22 protein-coding genes and 2 pseudogenes are annotated in these 20,802 nt (G+C 69.9%); 10 read left to right on the top strand and 14 right to left on the bottom strand.

What is annotated here, in order from left to right; translation table 11 throughout:
• Positions 1–18 precede the first annotated feature (18 nt).
• On the bottom strand, positions 19–174 hold the full coding sequence (locus FM051_RS45390) for a hypothetical protein (protein ID WP_158853369.1): 156 nt from the start codon (positions 172–174) through the stop codon (positions 19–21).
• Between the two features lie 287 nt (positions 175–461).
• On the opposite strand from FM051_RS45390, the gene FM051_RS45385 reads away from it, so the two are divergent.
• Entirely contained in the window at positions 462–878 is a 417-nt protein-coding gene (locus tag FM051_RS45385; protein ID WP_158853367.1) for a universal stress protein, read from the top strand.
• A gap of 282 nt (positions 879–1,160) precedes the next feature.
• On the opposite strand, the gene FM051_RS45380 is transcribed toward FM051_RS45385, so the two are convergent.
• The 7 genes from FM051_RS45380 to FM051_RS45350 form a co-directional block, all read right to left on the bottom strand.
• Complete coding sequence (locus FM051_RS45380; protein WP_158853365.1) at positions 1,161–1,976, bottom strand: alpha/beta fold hydrolase; 816 nt, start codon at positions 1,974–1,976, stop codon at positions 1,161–1,163.
• Between the two features lie 157 nt (positions 1,977–2,133).
• The gene (locus FM051_RS45375) at positions 2,134–2,871 is read right to left on the bottom strand and encodes a MerR family transcriptional regulator (protein ID WP_158853363.1); all 738 of its coding nucleotides are present in this window, start codon (positions 2,869–2,871) and stop codon (positions 2,134–2,136) included.
• Between the two features lie 40 nt (positions 2,872–2,911).
• Positions 2,912–3,826 carry an alpha/beta hydrolase gene (locus tag FM051_RS45370; RefSeq protein ID WP_158853360.1) on the bottom strand — a complete coding sequence of 305 codons (915 nt, stop codon included), beginning with the start codon at positions 3,824–3,826 and terminating at the stop codon, positions 2,912–2,914.
• A 102-nt stretch (positions 3,827–3,928) separates the two neighbouring features.
• A complete protein-coding gene (locus FM051_RS45365; RefSeq protein WP_158853358.1) occupies positions 3,929–4,330 on the bottom strand; it encodes a hypothetical protein in 402 nt (133 codons plus the stop codon).
• 62 nt (positions 4,331–4,392) lie between these two features.
• A complete protein-coding gene (locus FM051_RS45360) occupies positions 4,393–5,823 on the bottom strand; it encodes an NACHT domain-containing protein (RefSeq protein ID WP_158853356.1) in 1,431 nt (476 codons plus the stop codon).
• A complete protein-coding gene (locus tag FM051_RS45355) occupies positions 5,802–5,978 on the bottom strand; it encodes a hypothetical protein (RefSeq protein WP_158853354.1) in 177 nt (58 codons plus the stop codon). Before FM051_RS45355 ends, FM051_RS45360 begins: the two co-directional genes overlap by 22 nt.
• Positions 5,979–6,196: 218 nt before the next feature.
• Positions 6,197–6,688: an Lrp/AsnC family transcriptional regulator gene (locus FM051_RS45350; RefSeq protein WP_238413138.1), complete on the bottom strand. Its 492-nt coding sequence runs from the start codon at positions 6,686–6,688 to the stop codon at positions 6,197–6,199.
• Here FM051_RS45350 and FM051_RS45345 point away from each other — a divergent pair.
• The 3 genes from FM051_RS45345 to FM051_RS45340 are packed head-to-tail and all read left to right on the top strand — an operon-like array spanning position 6,660 to position 8,844.
• The gene (locus tag FM051_RS45345) at positions 6,660–7,475 is read left to right on the top strand and encodes an AbgT family transporter (RefSeq protein WP_420803667.1); all 816 of its coding nucleotides are present in this window, start codon (positions 6,660–6,662) and stop codon (positions 7,473–7,475) included. The genes FM051_RS45350 and FM051_RS45345 overlap by 29 nt on opposite strands.
• Positions 7,472–7,654: an AbgT family transporter gene (locus FM051_RS54260; RefSeq protein WP_420803666.1), complete on the top strand. Its 183-nt coding sequence runs from the start codon at positions 7,472–7,474 to the stop codon at positions 7,652–7,654. The genes FM051_RS45345 and FM051_RS54260 overlap by 4 nt, the downstream gene beginning before the upstream one ends.
• Before the next feature lie 32 nt (positions 7,655–7,686).
• Positions 7,687–8,844 (top strand): M20 family metallopeptidase, encoded by a 1,158-nt coding sequence (locus tag FM051_RS45340; protein WP_158853350.1) that lies wholly within the window; start codon positions 7,687–7,689, stop codon positions 8,842–8,844.
• Between the two features lie 162 nt (positions 8,845–9,006).
• On the opposite strand, the gene sigJ is transcribed toward FM051_RS45340, so the two are convergent.
• Both sigJ and FM051_RS45330 read right to left on the bottom strand, forming a co-directional pair.
• A complete protein-coding gene (gene sigJ / locus FM051_RS45335) occupies positions 9,007–9,801 on the bottom strand; it encodes an RNA polymerase sigma factor SigJ (RefSeq protein ID WP_202919400.1) in 795 nt (264 codons plus the stop codon).
• 124 nt (positions 9,802–9,925) lie between these two features.
• Positions 9,926–10,633 (bottom strand): annotated as a pseudogene (locus FM051_RS45330) (NAD(P)/FAD-dependent oxidoreductase); the annotation flags it as partial.
• Positions 10,634–11,041: 408 nt separating this feature from the next.
• Here FM051_RS45330 and FM051_RS45325 point away from each other — a divergent pair.
• A complete protein-coding gene (locus FM051_RS45325) occupies positions 11,042–12,121 on the top strand; it encodes an amidohydrolase family protein (RefSeq protein ID WP_202919398.1) in 1,080 nt (359 codons plus the stop codon).
• Positions 12,122–12,440: 319 nt separating this feature from the next.
• Here the strand turns inward: FM051_RS45325 and FM051_RS45320 are convergent, their stop codons facing one another.
• The 3 genes from FM051_RS45320 to FM051_RS45310 form a co-directional block, all read right to left on the bottom strand.
• Positions 12,441–13,769: a replication-associated recombination protein A gene (locus FM051_RS45320; RefSeq protein ID WP_238413140.1), complete on the bottom strand. Its 1,329-nt coding sequence runs from the start codon at positions 13,767–13,769 to the stop codon at positions 12,441–12,443.
• A gap of 208 nt (positions 13,770–13,977) precedes the next feature.
• Complete coding sequence (locus FM051_RS45315) at positions 13,978–14,454, bottom strand: DUF488 domain-containing protein (protein ID WP_238413137.1); 477 nt, start codon at positions 14,452–14,454, stop codon at positions 13,978–13,980.
• An 80-nt stretch (positions 14,455–14,534) separates the two neighbouring features.
• Entirely contained in the window at positions 14,535–14,930 is a 396-nt protein-coding gene (locus FM051_RS45310; RefSeq protein ID WP_158853389.1) for a RidA family protein, read from the bottom strand.
• A 136-nt stretch (positions 14,931–15,066) separates the two neighbouring features.
• Here FM051_RS45310 and FM051_RS45305 point away from each other — a divergent pair, with 136 nt between their 5' ends.
• The 4 genes and pseudogenes from FM051_RS45305 (at position 15,067) to FM051_RS45290 (ending at position 18,019) form a co-directional block, all read left to right on the top strand.
• Entirely contained in the window at positions 15,067–16,041 is a 975-nt protein-coding gene (locus FM051_RS45305) for a helix-turn-helix transcriptional regulator (protein ID WP_158853344.1), read from the top strand.
• A gap of 424 nt (positions 16,042–16,465) precedes the next feature.
• Complete coding sequence (locus tag FM051_RS51090) at positions 16,466–16,840, top strand: hypothetical protein (RefSeq protein ID WP_202919397.1); 375 nt, start codon at positions 16,466–16,468, stop codon at positions 16,838–16,840.
• Positions 16,841–16,863: 23 nt separating this feature from the next.
• Positions 16,864–17,127: pseudogene (locus tag FM051_RS45295) on the top strand (acyl-CoA dehydrogenase family protein); the annotation flags it as partial.
• Positions 17,128–17,137: 10 nt separating this feature from the next.
• Positions 17,138–18,019, top strand: a complete 882-nt coding sequence (locus FM051_RS45290) for a DUF1444 domain-containing protein (protein ID WP_158853342.1) — start codon at positions 17,138–17,140, stop codon at positions 18,017–18,019.
• A gap of 70 nt (positions 18,020–18,089) precedes the next feature.
• Here FM051_RS45290 and FM051_RS45285 read toward each other — a convergent pair whose 3' ends face one another.
• A complete protein-coding gene (locus FM051_RS45285; RefSeq protein WP_158853340.1) occupies positions 18,090–19,280 on the bottom strand; it encodes a S1 family peptidase in 1,191 nt (396 codons plus the stop codon).
• Positions 19,281–19,546: 266 nt separating this feature from the next.
• On the opposite strand from FM051_RS45285, the gene FM051_RS45280 reads away from it, so the two are divergent.
• The gene (locus tag FM051_RS45280) at positions 19,547–20,794 is read left to right on the top strand and encodes a sensor histidine kinase (protein ID WP_202919396.1); all 1,248 of its coding nucleotides are present in this window, start codon (positions 19,547–19,549) and stop codon (positions 20,792–20,794) included.
• The last annotated feature ends 8 nt before the right edge of the window (positions 20,795–20,802 follow it).

The raw sequence follows: 20,802 nt of genomic DNA, 5'->3' as shown, positions 1-20,802 counted from the left end.
CGGCGCCGTTCGCGTGTGTCAGGACTCCCGCACCTTCACGAGGTCCGTGCGGTCGCCCGTGGCGTTGTGGTGGTGCAGCACGAGCAGGGTGCCCGAGTTCGGCGTGGCCGCGTCGCGGTGCACGCGCAGCGCCGTGCCTCGACGGCACCGGGTCACCTGCGAAGGTATGCGCATTTCGGCTCCGTCGAACTCCGCTTCGACCGAATTGCCCCACAATTCCGTTTGAAGTCAGGTCATGTCAAAGGTCGGGTAAATCGGTCTTTGCCTCGACCTGCGGACATGGCGTAAGGAAGGCGTAAAAACTGCCAATGCCCTCTCGACGGGAAGGGGCGACTGCTCGACGATCTTCGTAGGTGTTGATGGCAGAACCGCGACCACCCCTGACTGCGATGAGCATGCCGGGAGAGGCCGGGCCCGGCGCACACCCCGCTCCGGGACAGCGTGCGGAAAGGAGACGCGCAGTGGAGGCCAAGCAGATCGTCGTCGGTATGGACAACTCACCGGCAAGCGCCGCAGCACTGGAGTGGGCCATGTGCCAAGTGCGAGACGGGGGAACCGTGGTGGCGGTGTCGGTGTGCGGTATGAGGACTCCTTACGGCAGCGCGGACGTCTTCCACAGCACCCGCCTGCGCGTCATGCGCGACGCCATCGCGCGGATCGGTCCGCGTGAGGGCGTGCACGTGGAGCAGTCGGTGCTCGACGGCGAACCGGGTCCGGCTCTGGTGAAACTGGCGGAACAGGCCGACAGCCTGGTGCTCGGTCACCACGGGTACCGCCGGGGTGGGGCCACGGTCGTCGGATCCGTGATCGTGCACTGCCTGAAGCACGCGTCCTGCCCGGTCGTGGTGGTCTCGAGCGACGGCACACCGGTGACCTGACCACAGTCGGCAACGTGTCGTCCGCCGGACACCGCCGACCCGCGCCGCCACGCGACGCGACCCGTCGTTCGGTGTCTCGGCGGTCAACCCGCACGACAGCCAGGCCCTCAAGCCCGTGCCCATGACCGTCCCGGCTGATGTCCAGCACCTCGAACGGCTTTGGGGTACACCGGTTCAGCCCGGTACCGGCCGCCCGGATCAAGGCATGACCTACGGTTGGCAGATGGGTTGCCGCTCGGTCTCGACCGGGCCCTGGTGACGGACCCGGTCCCGGTCGTCCACCTACGACTCGGCGGCCACACGGTCGAGCCACTCCAGCATCAGCGCGTCGAACAGCGCCGGCTGCTCGATCTGGAGGTTGTGTCCGGCCACGTCCAGTACCGCGAAACTCGCCCGCGGGTAGTGCGGGAGCAGTGCGAACTGGTCCAGGTAGCCCACGCTGTCGTCCTGCCGTCCGGTGAGGATCAGGGTCGGCCGCTTGAAGGGCTCGCCGGCCTCGGGTTCCTCGACAAGCCGCCAGCGCTGCCGGACACGGGCCATCGCCTCGGCGTCTGCAAGGTCGAGACCGGGGAGGATCTCGTCGCGGAACCGCCGCACGGTTTCCGGTGTCTGCACAACCGAGATGGCCGCGAACTCCTCGGCGAGCCGGTCGTCGAGCGAACCGAGCAGTTCGGCGTCAGCGCGCAGGACCTGGCGGTCGGGGACCGTGCGCTCGGCGTGCTCCACCTTCACGCCCATCGGGCAGATCAACGCCAGCCCGAGCACCTGCTCGGCGCGAGATCTGGCGATCGCGCGGGCGAGGTAGCCGCCGTAGGACTCGCCGACGAGCAGAAACGGCGTGTTGCCGATAAGGGCGTCCACGAAATCCTGAATGACGTCGAGGATGTGGTCGGAGCTTGCGATGGCCGGCGGGGACGGCGACTTGCCCATCCCGGGCAGATCCGGGTACAGCCGGCGATACCCCGTACGTCCGGCGAACACCGGTTCCAGACAGCCCAGCATCAGACGGTGGTCGGGTGCCCATCCGTGCAGTGCCAGCACCGGGATGCCGGCGCCTTCCTCGACGAAGTTCAGCGTCACGGACGTAGGTTCGGGCATCGTGGATCCTTACTGATCTCGGACTACGGCATCGCCCCCCCGCATCGTGCCACCATTGATCTTGCCTGGCACGCGAGAAACCCGGCCTCAAGATCGAGGACCGGGCTTTGACCTGTGGAAACAGGCCTTAGCGGGTTGTGGGGCCAGGGTGCCGGCTTCAGTTGCCGTGCCCGGCGGTTCGGCGCTGCAGGGCACGGTGGGCGAGCGCATCGACGATGCGTTGCCACGCCGGTGACGCCTCGGAGATCCGGGAAACGACCAGCTTCAGGTACCCCGGCCGGCCGCTGTCTCGTTCGTGTTCGATCTCCCATGCGTCCAGGTCGTCGATGAGCCGGTCCAGGCGTGGATCGTGCGGATCCCAGTCGACTGCCTGATCGCAGGCGAGATACAGGCGCGTCGTCTCGGGGTCGTCGAAGCCGGCGTTCTTGTCCCGTACCCGCTGCGGCATGACGCGCGGGTCCAGTGCCTGCATCAGGATCCACGAGTCGCGCTCGAGCCGTACCCTCCGTTCGCTGACCCCGAGACCGCGCATCCGGTCCAGGATGGCGACCACCTCGGGGGGCAGGACAAGCCTTTCGCCGCTTTCCAATTCGGTGATCCTGCGGCGGTGTTCGGTGAGCTGGTCGATCTTGCGCTGCAATTCGGCGTCGATGTCGGTGATGGCCGCGGCGAACTCGGTCGGCTGTGCGTGCAGCAGCGCGTCGATACGGGCCAGCGGAACACCGGCATCGGCGAGGGTCCTGATCCGGATGAGATCCACTGCCGCTTGCGCGCTGTAACGGCGGTAGCCGGAGGCATCACGCTCGGGCTCGGGCAACAGGCTGACGTGGTGGTAGTGGCGGACGGTGCGCACGGTCACGCCGGCGGTCGCCGCGAGTTGGCCGATCGTGAGCACCGTTCGCCTCTGGTCTTGGTGAAACGTGATCGTGCCGAGTCTAGGGGCGAGCCGCCCGGTCGACGACGTCGCGGATCGCCTGGACCACGGCATCGGGGCGGTCGAAGCAGAGCCGGTGGTGGAGGGTGTCGGAGAGGATGCGTTGTTCCCCGTGCGAGACCGCGTTCACCAGGGCCGCGTCCATCCTCGTCTTGCCGTCGTGCATCTCCTGCAACGTCCGCTCCGACATCAACGCCCGCTGGGCGGGATCGATGCCCACCACGGTGAGAGCGACCACCGGGACGTCGGGAACGTTCGGCCCGGCCCGCAGTTCGGTGGCGAGTTCGACCAACGTGCCGCGCTCGGCGATGCCGACGCGGATCCATTCGTCACTCACCTTGGCATCGATCAGCGATTGCCGCACGTGCTCCGGGTAGTCCGCGCGCAACTCGGCGAACATCTCGCGCAGGGCCGGGCGCATCTGTTGGAGCTGCTCCAGATCAGGTGCCATCTGCTCGCCGGCGGCCAGACCCGCCGCGGGAGGTATGAAGTCGTCCCAGTCGCGGTGGAGGGCGTCCAACCAGACCAGTCCCGCCACGTCCTGCGGGTACAGCTGCGCGAACCGGTGCGCGTAGAAGCCGCCGAGGGAGTGCGCCGCCAGAACGTACGGGGCGGCGATGTCCTGGGCGCGCAGCAGCTCGTGCAGTTCCGCGGCGACCGCGGCGGCGGTGCGCGGCAGCGGGAGGGGATCGCTGTAGCCGGTGCCGCCGCGGTCGTACACGACGGCGGTGGTGAACTGCGAAACCCCTTGCTGGACACCGAAGTAGTCCAGGCCGACCGCGCTGGCGCCCGGCAGGAACACGACGGCCGGTCCGCCGCTGCCCGCCCGGTGCACGAAGACGCGGCGGCCGTCGATCTCCTGGAACCCTCCGATCGGCGGAGCGAGTCGAGCCGCGGAAGTGCTGCTGTTCGTCATGCGTCAAGGCTCCAACCCTGACGTAGCGTCAGGGTCAACCCCTTCCGCCGCAGTACCCAGCTCGAACCGGCCTGCGCGCCACTTCCTGATCTCAGAGGGCATTCAGCTGCGTGAGGATGAATTGGACAGTGTTGAGATGGTCCGTGGGCTGGGCAGGTGGGCGTGCCCTGCTGCGAGATGGTTCTGCAGGCGTGCGTGGCGGAATTGGTAGACGGAGCCGACCTGGCGCAGGATCCCCAGGCGGTGAGCATCTGCGAGGAACGCCTGAAGCCGCCGCGGCAGGCGTCCCCGGGCAGCCAGCGATAGCCGTGCGCTGGTGTAGTGCGCCCATGCTGACGCGTTCAGGGCGACCACGAGGCACAAGACGGAACTGTTGAAGAGCACGTAGACCACCCCGCGCAGAGTCGAATCCAGCTCGAAGGAGCCGAAGGAGCCGAAGGAGTCGTCATATCTGGAATAGCGGACGAGGGCCCACGGGACGGAGTCTGTCAGCACGGGCGCCATGACCGCGACGATCCCCGCGACAAGGGCGAGGAGGCGATCGGCTCGGACGGACGAGGCTGGTGTCACCACGTCGTGGAGACCGCTGGGGTTCTTGATCCACCGCAGAAGGGCGAAGCCGATGCCGATGACCGTCCCGCCCGCGAGCCCTGCCAACGCGGCGTCGATGGAAATCGTGATGCTGGGCATTCCGAGGGTGAAGACACGCGCCGCCACGGTGAAGCAGAGGTCGGAACCCATCGGTAGAGCTGCCACCAGGCCAGGTCGTAGGTGCCCTGTCGTTGTAGTCCGGCAGCAAGGTGTGTCAGGCAGCGATGAGCCCGAGTCGGGTTCCAGCGGTGTCCGGCAGTGCCCTGCCGGTGGGCGCGGGTGTAGAGGGTCGGGACGAGGGCGTCGAGCAGGTGGTGCTCGACGGCGGCGGGGGTGGGGAAGCGGCCGGTGTCGGTGAGTTCGGCGGGATCGCCGGGGGCGTCGGCGTACACGGCTCGGGCGAGGGCCACCATGAGCGGGCTGGCCAGGGCCTGGGCGGTCGGCCCGTTCGGGTTTTGGGCCAGGTGCTCGGCCAGGGCGTCCCAGTGTTCCTGGCGGGGGCCGGGCGGGGTGGCCAGGCGAAGCAGGGTGAGGGCGTCGTCGGGGCGAACGGGTGAGGGTGTGATGACTGCCGCGCCGGTCAGGACGCCGGCGTCGGCCACGGCGGTGGTGTAGTCGGTGGTGCGGCAGGTGAGCACCACGGGAGCGTGAGGATCGAGGGTGTCGTTGAGTGCCGTGAGCACTGCGGCGCGGCCGGGTTCGGGGCGCTCGTCGAGAGCGTCGAGCACGGGCAGGATGCGGCCTTCGGCGAGCAGGTCGTCGATCGCACTGGGCCCGAAGGTCTCGGCGTCGGCCAGTACGGGGTAGTCGGCGGCGATCCGGCGCCGCAGCCATGCCCGCAGGCTGTCGCGGGACGGGTCGAACGAGGCCAGCGAGAGCAGCACCGGTACCGGCTCGTTCGCGTCATGGTCGCGTAGCAGGGCGAGGGTGAGCAGCACCGCGAAGGTGGTTTTGCCCGATCCCGCTGATCCCAAGACGACCAGGCGGCGGCGCGGCAGGCCGCGGAAGGCGGATGCCAACTCCTGTGGTGCGTCGGCCCGGCAGGTGACCGGGTCGCCGATCAGCTGCCGGTGATCGCTGACGTTGTGCAGGGGGTAGTCGGCCCACAGCACGGGCAGTGGCGCCGGGTCGAACAGTTGGCGCAGCACCGCCTCGTCCTGCCACTGCTGGCGCACCAGCCGTGCCAGCAGTCGGGCGGCCTCCGCCACCTGTCCGGGAGTCGACTGGCCGTGTCGTGGGTTGCGGCGCCACGCCCAGACCGCCAGCACACCGAACAGACCGACCACAGCCGCCACCACCGAACTGGCATCCGCGGCCTCCTCGGGCTCCGCCCACACCCATACCGCTACCTGGCCGGCCGTCAGAGCGGCGCACAGCAGCCACGTCAGGACCCACCGCCACCGCATCCCCGCCCCCTGACTGTCGCAATCTCGCCCTGGTGGAGTTGTCGGCCCGCGAGGAACGTCGTCGACTCGACGTGCAGCTCGTGGCTGTCGACGTCGACCACGACCCAGTCGACCGAGCCGTCCTCGGCGACAGCGCGTTCCGCTCGGAAGGGCACCAGCCACAACTACTTGATCACCTGTGCCCGGCACCTCCCGAGTACTGATCAGTCACACGACCGGGATCACAAGATCCCTCGTGTGGCCGACGATGGACCGCCCGTGGGCGGCTCGGCCGGCGCACTCACGTGGCGCACCGCCGGCGCACAGGCGTCCAGGAGTGCCGTCACACCCGATCCCCGGATCCGCCCGGACCATCACCGGTCCCCGACGGAGCTCATGGTCCCGCGAGCACCCCGCTGGGGGAGAGGATGTTGCGGGGCCCCTGTGCGAGCAGGTGATCTTCGTCGCGGTCGATCCACTGCCGTCGCAGCACGGAGAGCGTGGTGGACATGTTGAGGCCGTTGATGCCGGGCAGTGCGCCGAGGTCTTCGGTGACGAACCGGGACAGGTGGTCCTCGTCGGTGAACACGCCGTGGTGGAGGACCGAAGCGGGCCCGGCGGTCATCGCGGTGAATCGCCCGTGCGGGTGCTCGCCGAGCGCGGTCAGCACGGCGGGGACGTGCTGGGGCCGGACGTCCAGGGTGAACAGCGCGGTGATCGGGAACCCGAGCACGGCGGGCTCGATCTCCACCCTGGGGCGGGCCGCGCCGGTCTCCAGCAGCGACTGGATCGTCCGGTAGGCGGTGGAGCGGCTGACGTCGAGGTCGCGGCGTTCGGTGACGTCGCTGATCCTGCGGGTGCTGGACTTCGTTGACCGGGCGGGCAACAAGCTGCCGCATCCGTTCTGGCTGTTCGTCATCCTGAGCGTGCTGCTGGTGGTGGTGAGCGCGCTGCTGGCCGGGTTCGGCGTGTCGGTGCTGTCCCCGGCGGACGGCAAGGTGGTCGAGGTCAAGAGCCTGATCTCCGACGCCGGGGTCGAGGTGATGCTCGGCGACCTGATCGAGAACTTCGTCAACTTCCCGCCGCTGGGCCTGATCGTGGTGGTCATGCTCGGGGTGGCGGTCGCGGACGGCACCGGCCTGCTGCCGGCGCTGATGCGGGCCGCGCTGCTCCGGGTGCCAGGCAGGCTGGTGACCTTCGCCCTCGCTCTGACCTGCATGTTCGCCCATGTGGCCGGGGATGCCGCATTCGTGGTGATGATCCCGCTCGGCATGATCGTGTTCCGTGCGGTGGGCCGCAGCCCGATCATCGACGCGGTCGTGGCCTACGTGGCCGTGGGTGGCGCGAGCAGCATCAGCCCGGTGATCGAGGGTTCGGACGCGATCTTCGCCGGGCTGACCACCTCGGCCGCGCACACCATCGACCCCGGCTACACGGTCACGCCGGTGGCCAACTGGTACTTCTCCGCGGCGTCCTCGCTGCTGCTCGCGATCACGATCACCCTCGTCACCGAGACGATCGTCGCGCGCCGGGTCACCGCGATGAACGCCGCCGAGGCGGAGCTGACCGACGTCGAGGAGCTGCCGGACATGTCCCTGTCCGCGGCCGAGCGCAAGGGCGTCCGCCGGGCGGTGATCGCCGGGGTGCTGTACGTGCTCGCCGTACCCCGATGAGCCCTTATTTCGTCATCGCGCTCGGCTTCATCCGCCGCTACCGGCCCTCCGCCGGGATCGGGACGCTGATGTCGCTGGTGCTGCCGCTGGCCGTGGTCAACCTGGTCGTCTGGCTGGGCATGTTCCTGGCCTGGTACGCGCTCGGCATCCCGCTCGGCCCCGGCGTCCCCGTCCGTTGAACCCCCACTCCCGAACAGATTGGCGTATCGCGATGTCCGCGAAATCCTTGTCCGCCTGGTGCCGGGACTCACTCGGTGAGCAGCTCGCCGATATCTCGGAACTGGTCGGCCACGAGTCGCCCAGCACCGGCAAGGCGTTGCTCGACACCGCCGCGGACTGGATCGAGGGCTGGCTGCACGACCGGCTCGGCCCACCCGCCGAGTGGACGCGGCGCGAGCAGGACGGGTACGGCGACGTGCTGGAGGCGACCTATCCCGGCACCCCGGGAGAACCGGTGCTCCTGATCGGCCACTACGACACCGTGTGGCCGGAGGGCACACTGGACGACTGGCCGTTCACCGTGCATGACGGCACGGCGACCGGGCCGGGTGTCTACGACATGAAGGCGGGCCTGGTCACCGGCGTCTGGGCGTTGCGGGCACTGCGGGATCTGGATCTGCCCCACCCGACGGTGAAGTTCCTGTTCAACGGCGACGAAGAGCTCGGCAGCCCGGTTTCGCGGCCCCACATCGAAAACGCCGCACGCGAAAGCGCAGCCGCGTTCGTGCTCGAACCCGGAGTCGGCTGGGACGTCAAAACCGAACGCAAGGGCGTCGGCACCTTCACGATCTCCACCACCGGCATCGAATCCCACGCGGGCAACGAACCCTCCGCCGGCGCCAGCGCCGTGCACGCCCTCTCCGAGATCGTCGGGCGGCTCATCGCGGCGGCGGACCCCGATGCCGGGACCACGATCAACGTCGGCACCATCGACGGCGGCACCGCCCGCAACGTCATCGCGGGCCGGGCGCGGTGCCTCGTCGACGTGCGGATCACCCATCAGGCCGAGGCCGACCGCGTCGACCGGGTCCTCGCCGGCCTCCAACCCGCCGACCCCCGCGTCACCGTGACCGTCGGCGGCGGGTGGAGCCGCCCGCCCATGCGCCTCACCCCGGCGAGCAAGGACCTGTTCGACCTGGCCGACGAGATCGCCACCGAGCTGCGCGGGCCGCTCGAACCGATCAGCGTCGGTGGCGGTAGCGATGCGAACTTCGTCGCCGCGCTCGGCGTGCCGGTGCTCGACGGGCTCGGCAGCAGCGGCGCGGGCGGCCACGCGCGCCACGAGCACATCCTCGTCGACCACATGCCCGAGCGGATCGCACTGGTCGCAGCTCTGCTCCGGCGGCTCGGTTCCCCCGCGCGGCACTGACCGAATCGTTCGGCAGTCGGCCGGGGCCCGTGCCCACTCGATGACGTGGGGGAGTGCGGGCCCTCCCGACGCGGGATCGCGCCTTTCTCCCCGTTCGGGGAATTCTCGTACTCGGCGACCACAGCGACCACGGCGAGCTTGTACGCGGCTTTGGCTCAGGGCTCACCGCGTCCCGATGTCGTGCGCGACACCGTCGGTGATGGCCTGGAGCTTGTCCGGGTTGGCCACGTTGTGGATGGCGGCGATGCGGCCGTCGGCGTCGAAGTCGAAGGTGACGGTGGCGATCACGCGGTCCGGTCCGCTGAACACCACGCCCGGTCCGCCGTTGATCTCGACGAGTTCGGCGTTCATGTCGGCGGGCTCGACGCCCTGGTAGGTGACGGTGCCGATGGCCGCGAACCAGGCGGCCACCGTGGACGCGCCCACGACCGGACGCATGGCCTGGCGGACCTTGCCGCCGCCGTCGGTCCACAGGGTGACGTCCGGGGACAGCAACTCCATCAGGGCGTTGACGTCACCGCCGGTCGCCGCGGTGAAGAACCGCTCGGTGACCTCGCGCTGCCGTGAGCGGTCCGCGGTGAAGCGCGGCCGCCGGGCCCGCACGTGCTCGCGAGCACGGTGCGCGGCCTGCCGCACCGCGACTTCGGAACGCTCCACCGCCTCCGCGATCTCGGCGTGGCTGAAGTCGAAGACCTCCTTCAACACGAACACCGCGCGCTCGAGCGGGCTCAGCGTCTCCAGCACCACCAGCATCGCCATCGACACCGACTCCGCGTCCACGGCGGCCTCGGAGGCGTCCCCGCCGGTGAGGATGGGCTCCGGGAGCCACGGCCCCACGTAGGTCTCCCGCTTGTGCCGGGTGGAGCGCAGTCGTTCGAGCGCGACGTTGGACACGATCCGCGTCAGGTACGCCTTGGGGTCGGCCACCTGAGAGCGGTCGGCGGCCGACCACTTGATCCAGGCGTCCTGGACCGCGTCCTCGGCGTCGGCCGCGGTGCCGAAGCACGCGGACGATCGACACCGCGGCGTGCACCTCCGGGTGCGACACCGACCGCAGCGCGTCGTCGGTGACGATGCGGCCGCGCTCGTCGACGGTCAGCCCGGCGGCGGCCGCCAGCGGCGACACCCGCGTGCCGCTCGTCCACAGGACCACGTCGGCGGCGACGGTCTCCCCGTCCGCCAGGTCGATCGCGTCGGGCAGCACCTTCACCACCTCGACCCCGGTGCGCACGTCCACGCCCAGGCGCTGGAGCGCGGACCGCAGATATGCCCTGGCCTTCGGGTTCATGGCCGCACCGGGTTCACCCCGGCCCAGCAGCACGACGTTCAGTTCCGGGTGCCGCTCGGCGATCTCCGCGGCCGACTCGACGCCGGTCAGCCCGCTGCCGGCGACCACAACCGTGCCGCTGCCCAGCCCTGCCAGCCGGTCGGCCAGCACCTCGGCGTCGTGGGCGCTGTTCAAGGTGTGCGCGTGCTCCTCGACACCTGGCACGGCCGCGGTGTCGGTCACACTGCCCAACCCGTACACCAGCGTGTCGTAGTGCAGGGTCCGGTCGTCGTCGATCCGCACGGTCTTCGCGTCCGCGTCCACCGCCGTCACCCATCCGCGCAAGAACCGCGCACCCGTGCCCTCCAGCAGCTCCGGGATGTCCAGCTCGGCGACCTGCTGCCCGGTCGCCGTCATGGGCAGCCGCAGCCGCTCGGTGAACCGCTCCTGCGCGTTCACCAGGGTCACCCGCACGTCCTCGCGCCGCCCGACCCGGGCCGCGAGCTGGATCGCCGCGGACATACCTGCGTAACCCGCACCCAGGATCACGACACGGTGTGCGGTCGTTGTGCCTGCTTCGTGCTGTGCGCTCATCGTTCGCCTTCCTCCACTGGCTGCTGACGACCACCAGATGCAAGCGGCCCGCCCATCCGTGACCCGAAGTAGGTGTGATGTGGGTCACAGTCGGTGTGGAACGTGCAAGCTGGTGGACCGCGTGCATCGGCAGCACCGACTCGGGAACCGCGAACGGGGGAACACGCGCGCCAGGCGGAGGCCGTGGCCCGGCGGGTGTCCGCGCGCTCCGGGTGAACCGATCGGGGGGCGTGCCGGACACGAAGGGGTGCGGTCGTGGTGGTGGCCTTGCGGCGTGCCGGCGCGGATTCGACCCTGGGAGTCGGATGCGGTGTGGCGCCAACCGAGGAGGCGGTCGTGGGCGGGGTCTCGCGGCGGTCGGTTCTGGTCGGGGGAGTGGGCGGTGTCGGCTTGCTCGCCCACGGTGGTTCGGCGGCGTCGGCGGTGCCGGCGGTGTCGTCGGAAGGAGAGCACCGGGACCGGCGCATCGACGTCCACCACCACTGCACGCCGCCGGGGTGGCTGCGGTGGGCCGAGTCGCAGGGCATCCTCGACCGCGCGGCCCTGCCGTGGTGGGCCGAGTGGGACGCCCGGGCGGCGCTGTCCGCAATGGACGGAGCCGGTGTGGGGACGGCGGTCGTGTCGGTGGCGATGCCCGCCGTCCGCTACCGCGACGGGCATCAGCACAAGGAAGGTCTCACGATCGCGTACCACGAGGTGCGCGACCTGGTCGACGCCCATCCCGGGCGGTTTGCGTTCCTGTCGCGCGTGCGCCTGGACGACGTGGACCTCGATGTGTGGTCGGTGCGGACCGGCGCGGAGATGGGCGCGGTGGGGTGCCAGGCGTTCACACACGGCCGCAGCGGCACCTACGTCGGCGACCAGGTCTTCGACCCCCTGCTGGCCGAGCTCGACGCGTTGCGCAGCGTCCTCGTGCTGCACCCGACGGACCTCCCGGGCAGCGCGCCCGACCAGGCCGTCGTGCCGGGGATACCGGGCTACGTGTGCGACTACGCGCTCGACACCACGCGGGCCGCGCTGAACCTGGTCGTCCACGGCACGCTCGACCGCTTCCCGAACGTCACCGTCGTCCTGCCGCACGGCGGCGGGTTCCTGCCCTATGTCGCCGATCGGGTGACCCTCAACGCCGACCACTTCGACCCGCCCCTCCCGCCAGGCGGGCTGGACGACTACCTGCGCCGGTTCCACTACGACACGGCAGCGCCGATGTCCTGGCACTCGACGCCGACGCTCCTGTCCTCCGTGAGTCCGACGCACCTGCACTTCGGCAGCGACTGGCCCGTCATGTCGACCGCGCAACTGGCCCGCGCGACTGCGGCGTTCGACGCCGATCCCGCGCTGGACGCGTGGCTGCGCCGCGGCATCAACCGGGACAACGCACTCCGACTCTTCCCCGCATTGCGGGCGCTGGGGTGAGCTGGTCGGGCAGGAGCGGCACGAGTACGACGAGATACGAGATCAACCGCGCCATCGAGGAGGCGAAAGGGCGAGCAGGCCGGACGAGACACCGGCGGGCGCGCGCTGGGTCCGTTGCCACCCGGCATCGCGGTGTTCTACGAGATGCTGCTCGACAGCCACCGCCGTTCGCTGGTCTTCACGAGCCCCCGGGGGCTTCCCGCTGCGCCGGTCGAACTTCCGCCAGCGCTTCTGGCGGCCGGTGCGCTGCTGCCCGGGGTTGATCGCCGCGCGGTGCGGGCATCGACGCACCCCGGCCGGCGAGATCGCGTCGGTAGCCCTACCCGCCGCGGACGGCGCGGCGGAGCTTCGCGAGGCGCTCGTGCAGGGTGCGTTCCCCGCCGTGCTGCGTGGGGCGGTAGTAGTCCTTCCCCACCAGCGCGTCCGGCGGGTACTGCTGCTCCAGGACTCCGTCGGGGGTGGCGTGGGGGTAGCGGTAGCCGACCGCGTTGCCCAGCTTCTCGGCGCCTGCGTAGCGGCCGTATCGCAGGTGGGCGGGCACCGCACCGACGGCGCCCGCGCGGACGTCGGCCATGGCCTCGTCGATCCCGACGATCACCGTGTTCGACTTCGGCGCCGTGGCCAGGTGCACGGTGGCCTGCGCCAGGGCGAGGCGGGCCTCGGGCATCCCGATCAGCTGGACGGTCTGGGCCGCGGCGACGGCGGCCTGCAGCGCGGTCGGATCGGCCAGCCCGACGTCCTCGCTGGCGTGCACCACCAGCCGCCGCGCGATGAACCGCGGGTCCTCCCCGGCCACGAGCATGCGGGCCAGGTAATGCAGCGCGGCGTCGGGGTCTGAGCCGCGGATCGACTTGATGAACGCGCTGATGACGTCGTAGTGCTGGTCGCCCTGCCGGTCGTAGCGCACGGTGGCCTCGGTGACGGCCCGCTCCACGGCCGGCACGTCGATCACCGAGCCGCCCGTGTCAGCCACCCCGTCAGCGCTCGCCTCCAGCGCGGTCAGCGCGCTGCGGGCATCGCCGGCGGCGAGGCGCACCAGGGCGTCCTCGGCCTCGGCCGACAGCGAGACCGAACTGTCGAGGCCGCGCCGATCCGTCACCGCCCGGCGCAGCAGTTCGCGGACCTCGTCCTCGGTCAGGGACTGGAGCTGCAACACCAGCAACCGCGACAGCAGCGGCGACACCACCGAGAACGACGGGTTCTCCGTGGTGGCCGCCACGAGCAGCACGAGCCGGTCCTCGACGGCCCCGAGCAGCGCGTCCTGCTGGGTCTTGGAGAAGCGGTGCACCTCGTCGATGAACAGCACGGTTTGCCGGTCGTGATGGTCGCGGCGACGGCGCGCGTCGTTGATCACCTCGCGTAGTTCCTTGACGCCGCTGGACAGCGCCGAGAGGGCGACGAAGTGCCGGGTATCGACGGCGGCGAGCAGGCGCGCGATCGTGGTCTTCCCGGTGCCGGGCGGGCCGTAGAGCAACACCGACGCCGCCGCCCCGCCCTCCACCAGCCGCCGCAGCGGCGCACCGGGACGCAGCAGGTGCGCCTGGCCGACGACCTCGTCGAGCGTGCCTGGCCGCATCCGCACCGCCAACGGCGCGGTGGCCCGCACCTGCTCCGCGGGCGGAGTGTCGGACGCCGGCAACTCGAACAGCCCCTTCGCCTCGGCCGTCACCGCGCCACCCTCTCGCCGACCGGGAGGCGTTGCCCGATCCCGTGCAACCCGGCGTCCAACTCGTCCATTATCGTCGCCTTTGCATCGACAAGCGCTTCTATCAACGGATCGGCTCCGCGCCAGTGTGGCGTTGTCGTGGCCGGGCATGGCGTGGGTGCCGTCCCGGCAGTCTGAAGAAATTCCCGCATCACAACGGGCGCAGGTGCTCGATCGTGACGCGGTGCTGCTCGGCCAGCCGCTGGGCGATCAACGAGCGGTGGCAGGCCTCGGGATCGCGCTCGACACAGAGCAGCGCGGCGGTCCCGCTGCTCGGCAGCGCCGACACGATCGGCGTGAGGTCGGCGCGGTCGAGGATCTCGGTGGTGTAGCGGCGGGTGTACTCGGCGGCGAGCTCGCGGCGCGAGCGCTTGCCGACCCCTCGGCGGTCGTCCTCGGCGTACTGGAGCCGGCGCAACTCGGTGGTTGGGGCGAGCTCGGGGTGGTGCTCGTAGGCGATCCGGGCATGGGCGAGGGCCGTCTGCAACCGGCGTGAGTTCGCCCAGGCGTACTCGGGTCCGCGGACACCGCGGCGCTGGCGTACGTCGAGTAGCAGGCGGACGTCCGCGTGCTGCAGTCGTTGCAGGAAGGACTCGCCGTCGAAGCCGTAGACGCCGATTGTCACCATTCTGAGCACGGGAAATCACCCACCTGCCTGCTACTCGTGCCGGTTCGACCGAATGCCCTGCCGGAGGCGGCGAGGTCGCGTCACGCGACGGCGGTCCCCTCGAGCTCGACCATCAGGACGGGGATCGCCAGCCGTGTCACCCCGAGCATCGTGGTGGTCGGTGCCACCCCGGCGGCGCCCAACCGCGACGCCAGCACGCCGTAGTGCTCGAAGAGCCGATCAACGTCGGTGGTGTAGACGTTGAGCCGGACGAGGTTCGCGAGGGACATGCCGGCCTCGCCGAGGACGGCCTCCATGTTGTCGAGGCTCAGCGCCAACTGCGCCGCCATGTCACCGGCATGCTGGGGCTTGCCGTCGCCGTTCATCGCGGTCTGCCCGGAGCAGTACAGGGTCCGGGTGTGCCCGGAGACGATTTCACCCTGGTTGTACCCCATCTCCACCGACCACGTCCACGGGTTGACGGCCGTTCGCTCCATTGCCACATCAGCTCCATTCGACTCATCGACAGTGCGTACGTCCATCGGCTCGGTAGCCACCTTCTTGTTTGCCATGCCGATAAGCCTCCCAACGAATCACGACATCCTGTGTCATGTATTCCGGTAAAGTTTTCGTATGCGCGCCGACCGGTTGGTATCGCTGGTTCTGCTGCTGCGCCAGCGCGGTCGGCTGTCCGCGACCGCGCTGGCCCGCGAACTGGAGGTATCCACCCGCACCGTGCTGCGCGACATCGAGGCGCTGTCCGCAGCCGGCGTCCCGGTCTACGCCGAACGCGGCCGGCACGGCGGGTTCGCGTTGCTGCCCGGTTTCCGGACCGAGCTCACCGGACTGAACCACGACGAGGCCCTTGCCCTGCTGGTCGCCGGATCACGGCGCGGCGCGCAGGCATTCGGCCTCGGCTCGGCGCTCGCTTCGGCCATGCTCAAGGTGGTCGACGCGCTACCCGAAAGCCATCGGGACACCGCGGCCGGCGTGGCCGAGCGATTGCTCATCGACCCCGAGACCGACCTCCTGTCGCGTCGGCAGGTCGCTGAGGAGGTATCTGACCCCATAGCGGCCGAGGTCCGGCGCGCGGTGTTCGCCGGACACAAGCTGCGCATCCACTACGCGGCGGCGGACCAGACCCCGAAGTGGCGCACGGTGGACCCGATCGGCCTGGTCACCGTGCGCGACCAGGGCTACTTGCTGGCCACGAGATCCGGCGCGGACCGCACCTACCGGCTGTCCCGGATCTTGGCCGCCGAGGAACTCGCCGAACCCGCACAGCGACCGGACCGGGTCGATCTGGACCGGGCCTGGCAGGAACGCAGCACGCGGTTTCGGACCGGCGGCGACCAGGTCACCGTGCTGGTACGGGTGAACCCGGCGCGGCGGGAGGACCTGGTGGGCACCGCGCTGGCCGTCCTCGCCGAAGAAGCCGACGCAGACGACTGGCTGCGGCTGGAGGTGACCTTCCAAGATTCGAGACACGCCGAATGGGCGTTGTGGCAGCTCGCCACGAACGCGGAAGCCCTGGCCCCGCAGTGGTTGCGCACCTCCCTGCGCAACCGCGCCGCCGCGATCGCCACCCGCTACGAAGCGTCCTCCTGAGAGTTGTCGCCTTCCGCGGGCCGCCGCCGACGCGATTCGGACCGCTCCGTACCGGTAGGTGCCAAGCGCTCCGACTCGAACGTGTCCTCCGCATCGTGGGAGTTGTACCTACATGAGATGACCCTGTTGCCCAATTCCAGGGGCCCCACATGGTGTGACTGCTGTGGTGCAAGATCAACGTCCGTGACCAGATCTGTCGCATGCGGGCTTCGACTTCACCGTGTTGACCGGGTTCCGCGACCGCCTTCTCGCCCACCGCCTGGAGGAGACGGTCTCGATCTGCTGTTGCGACGCCTGACCGAGCTGGGATTGGTTGCCTCCGAAGGTAGGCAGCGGACCGATTCGACCCACGTGCCGGCCGCCGTCCGAGCGCTCAACCGCCTGGAGTTCGTCGGGGAAACTCTGCGGGTGGGCGCTGGAGGCGTTGGCCGTCGCGGCACCGGAATGGCTCGGCGGGTGGATGGACCCGCAGTGGCAGCGACGGTACGGGGTCTGGACGGATGCCTACCGGCTGCCCGGTGCCGAGAACGAGCGGGCCGAACTGGCCCGGCAGATCGGCGCCGACGGTTACCGGCTGCTGGAAACAGTCTCTGCGGACACCACATCACCGTGGCTGTGGGAGATCCCGGCGGTCGTGATCCTGCGGACCGTGTGGCTGCAGCAGTACTACCGGGTGGACGACGGCGACAAGCGCGAGGTGACCCTGCGGGACAAGGATGATCTTCCGCCCAACAGGGACAGGATCACCTCCCCGTATGACGTCGATTCTCGGTACGGGATGAAGCGAGGGTCCGGATAGGACGGTTACCAGGTCCACTTCAGCGAGACCTGCGACGACGCAACGACGTCGAGGCCGGCATGGCGAAGCTGTTCGCCTCGGAGTACTGCGTCGCGGTGACGGGGGAGAGCTTCCGCATCCACGGCGGCTACGGCTACTCCCAGGAGTACGAGATCGAGCGCCTGATGCGCGAGGCCCCGTTCCTGCTGATCGGCGAGGGCACCAGCGAGATCCAGAAGACGATCACCAGCCGAGGGCTGCTGCGGGAGTATCGCTCAAATCCTGACGCGTCGCCGCCCGCGTTGTAACGTCCCGGCGGTGCACTTACTCACCACCGCGCAACAGGACCGGTTGCGGCACCTGGCTCGCCGCAGCCCAGCGTTCATCGGCATGCGGGTCGTCGTCCACGACGACCATGTCGAGGTCACCCATCCCGAGTCGCTCGTGCTCGGGTTCGAGTCGCTTTCGGCGGCGCTGGCCGGCGCTCCGGCCGGGCAGTGGCCGGATCTGGTCGACGAGCACTTCCGGCGGATCATCGCCCTCGGGACGGCGGACAGGTCCGACGTCGAAGGGCCGACCGAGGCCGTGCTCCAGCGCACCTACCTGCACCTGGCGACCTCGGACAGCGAGGCGTCGGAGGTGGCGTCCTACGCCGACGAGATCACCCCCGGCCTGCTCCGGGTGCTCGCCTTCGACCGGCCCGACTCCATCGTGATCATGACGGATGAGGACGTGCGGCGGCACGGCTTCGACCGGCTCTACGACGCCGGCCTGGAGAACCTGGCGGGGGAACTGCCGGACCGGTACCTCGAGGCAGACGGCATCTACTACCTGCGGGGTTCGGACTACGTCGGCTCGCTGGTGCTGGTCATCCCGTGGGTGATCGAGGCCGTGACCGGGGTGGCCGACGCGCCGCACGGCGCACTGGTCGCGATGCCCGCCCGCGACCAGCTCATCTTCCACGTCATCCGGGACCGGGACACCGCGGGCGTGCTGGCGGCACTGGACGAGGTCGGGCGGCTCGCCGCCGAGTGCTACGCGAACAGTGCGTACCAGCTCAGCTCACTGGTGTACTGGTGGCGCCCCATGCCCGTGGGTGGGCTCGAGACCGTCGGGCACCACAACGGGGCGGGTGTGGTCACCTACTACTCGGACGACTTCGAGGACGTGCTCTTCACCGTGGGGCTGAAGTACGGCTAGGTCCGTCCGGACCGGACGTCGCCGATCGGGCGGACCGAGTTCGGCGGCGACGTCCGTCCGGAGTACCTAATCAGTTCTGCAATACCGTGGCATCGAGGTCGTTCCGCACCCGACCGATCCGGGTGAAGTAGCTTGCCAGGCCATCAGAGGCGCCGGAGTGGCCGCCCCGGGCGGTGGCCCCGAGGAACCACGGGCCGCCGCTGTCACCACCGGACGAGACATCGTCATCGGTGACATCCAGACCGCAGTATCGATGGCCGCTCAACGTGTGGCAGGTGTCGGTGTCGGCGACCTCGGAGCAGCTGTACCCGCTGGTCTGGCCCCAATGGCACACGACCGAGTTCATCGGTGCGTTGGCGACGGCCAACACCGTCCGGTCATCCCTTGTCGACCGGCTGGTCGCCCGGAACTGCTTGTTCGTCGAGTGACCATTCCCGGTCAGGGTCCGGTGGAACTGGAAATCGATCGCGTCATTCGCGGTCTGGCTCGGGTTGGTGCTGATGATCCCCGGGTTGTTGCTGTACTCGAGTGCGTTGTTGCAGTGCCGCGCGGTCAGCACACCCGCGTTTCCGGAGCGGCGTGCGGTGAATCCGGCGGTGCAGTGGGCGCTGCCGTTGGCCAGGGTGAGGCCCCTCCCGCCTTCGACGGTTGCCTCGGTGACCCCGACCTGGGCCTCATTGCGCTCGAGCACAACGTCGATGGGAAGCTGTCCCCCGATGGTGCCCGCGGTCAGCGCCGCCTGGAAGGCCGGGGCGAGCGTGCTCAGCTGGGTCACCCCGACGGACGCGTACTGAAGACGCAGCACGCGTCGCTCGTGGTCGTAGCTGGTCCCCGCCGACCGGATGACGTCGGAGCGCGCCGCCAAGGACGTGGTGAGCGCGTAGGCCAGGTCGGCCAGCTCCTTCGAGCTGGCCGGTGCACCGTACTGCACCTCGGTGTTCACCGGCAGACGCTCCAGCTCGGCGACAACATCGGCGCTCGGCTTAGCGGTGAACTGGATCCAGTGGCCGGCCGCCCCGCCCGCGGTAGCCAGGCCGGCCCGCACGAACAGGTCCGGCCTGGTCTCCTCCAGCCGGGTGGTGTACGCACTGAACTCGTGGATGCCCTGGTGCGCCTCGACGACGGCGGACAACTCCCGTCCGCTCGCCTTGGCATAGGTGGACAGGTCATGCATCGTCGCGTCATCCAGGGCCAGTGCGGACTGGCCCGTCCCGGTCACCCGGAACGTGCCCGCCGACGCCGGCACGGTCCGCACCGGCACACCGAAACTCGCTGCGTTGTTCTTGGTGTTGTCCGGGGCGGGGGCTGCATGGGTGGGAGCCACCACGACCACCGTCAGGCCGGCGGTGACCGCCAGCGAGGCGAGCAGGGTCGGTACTCGTCGCATCGATTGCGTCCTCTCGGAAACCTGGTGATATCCAGCTCCGTTGCTGAAGTACGCTGATCGTTGCGTTTCGCGGGTTCGCTGTGACCCAACGAATCCGCGGACTTTTGCCGGCCTCGGCCGTCGGCCACCCGAGGAGAACGATGAGCGGTCGGAACGGGCTGTGGCGGGTTGCGGATCTGCCGACGACCGAGGCCGGTGTCGAGCGGGCGTTCTCGTACTTCATCGCGGGGGTCCGCCTGGGCACGATCGCGCAAATGAGCCCGGCTGTTCACATCGGCGTAGCGACGTCACCGGACGAAGTCGCCTACCTCGCGTGCTGGGCTGCTGCAGCCACCGCGGCCGTCGCGGTCAGCGCGGTGGCGCTCGTGCGCCGTCGCCCGCTCGGCGCCGCGGGTTCCGCGGTGGACTTCGCGCTGGCCTGCGTGTTGCTCGTCCTGGGGCCTCTGGTGCTGGCGTCGGGGGAACGCATCGGCACCTGGGTCGCCTTCCAGCCGGGCTACGTGCTGTCGGTCATCCTCACGGCCAGTGGTGTCCGCAGCCGCGCCCTCTGGGCGGGCGGCGTCCTCGGCATCGTCGTCTGCTACCTGGTGTACCTCAGCGGCGAGGTCGAGGGGGACATGACGTCGACCGCCGTCGGCAACGTTCTCACCTTCGTGGTGTACGGGCTGGTCGCGCGCATGTTCTTCGGATACACGCGCCGCATCGCGCACGACGCTGACGCCTCGCGTGCCCGCGCCGCAGAGTTGGCACGACGCGAGGAGGAACGACGTGCCCAGGTGATGATGCACAACGGGGTCGCCGTGATGCGCCTGCTCACCGAGCCGGGGACCGATGCCTCACGTTCCCTGCTCATCGACCAGGCCGAGGTGGAACTGCGGCGCATGCGCTCCTACTTGCGCGGCCGAGCGCCGGACGGGGATGTGGCTGCCGCCTACGCAGCGGCCGGTTCCACACCCTCCGTGGTGCTCGCTGCGATGATCAAGCGGGTGTGCGACCGGTTCGCCGACTTGAACGTCGACGCATTACTCGACCTCGGCGCCGACCTGGAACTTCCCGCCGCGCAGGCCGAGGCTCTCGAGCGCGCGCTCGAGAGCCTGCTGCTCAACGTACGCGTGCACGCACGGGCAGATGCCGTCGTGGTCCACCTCGACCAGGGCACGGACGGGAGCTGGATGCTGACCGTGCGCGACGACGGCGTCGGGTTCGACCCGGCGTCGGTGACCGCCGGGGTCGGCCTGCGCGAGGTCGTCGTGGGCGAACTGCGGCTGCGAGGGCTCGACGTCGAGATCGAGTCCGCAGTGGACGAGGGGACGACAGTGACGATCTCGTCCGGCCCTGAGCCGTCAGCCGTTCGTGCGGACCGGGACGCCTCCACGGGCGCAGCATGAGGACCCCG

The organism is Saccharothrix deserti, from assembly GCF_009769385.1.
GTDB lineage: Bacteria > Actinomycetota > Actinomycetes > Mycobacteriales > Pseudonocardiaceae > Actinosynnema > Actinosynnema deserti.
Note: the sequence above shows the minus strand (reverse complement) of the source record. Positions and strands in the feature narration are given on the sequence as shown.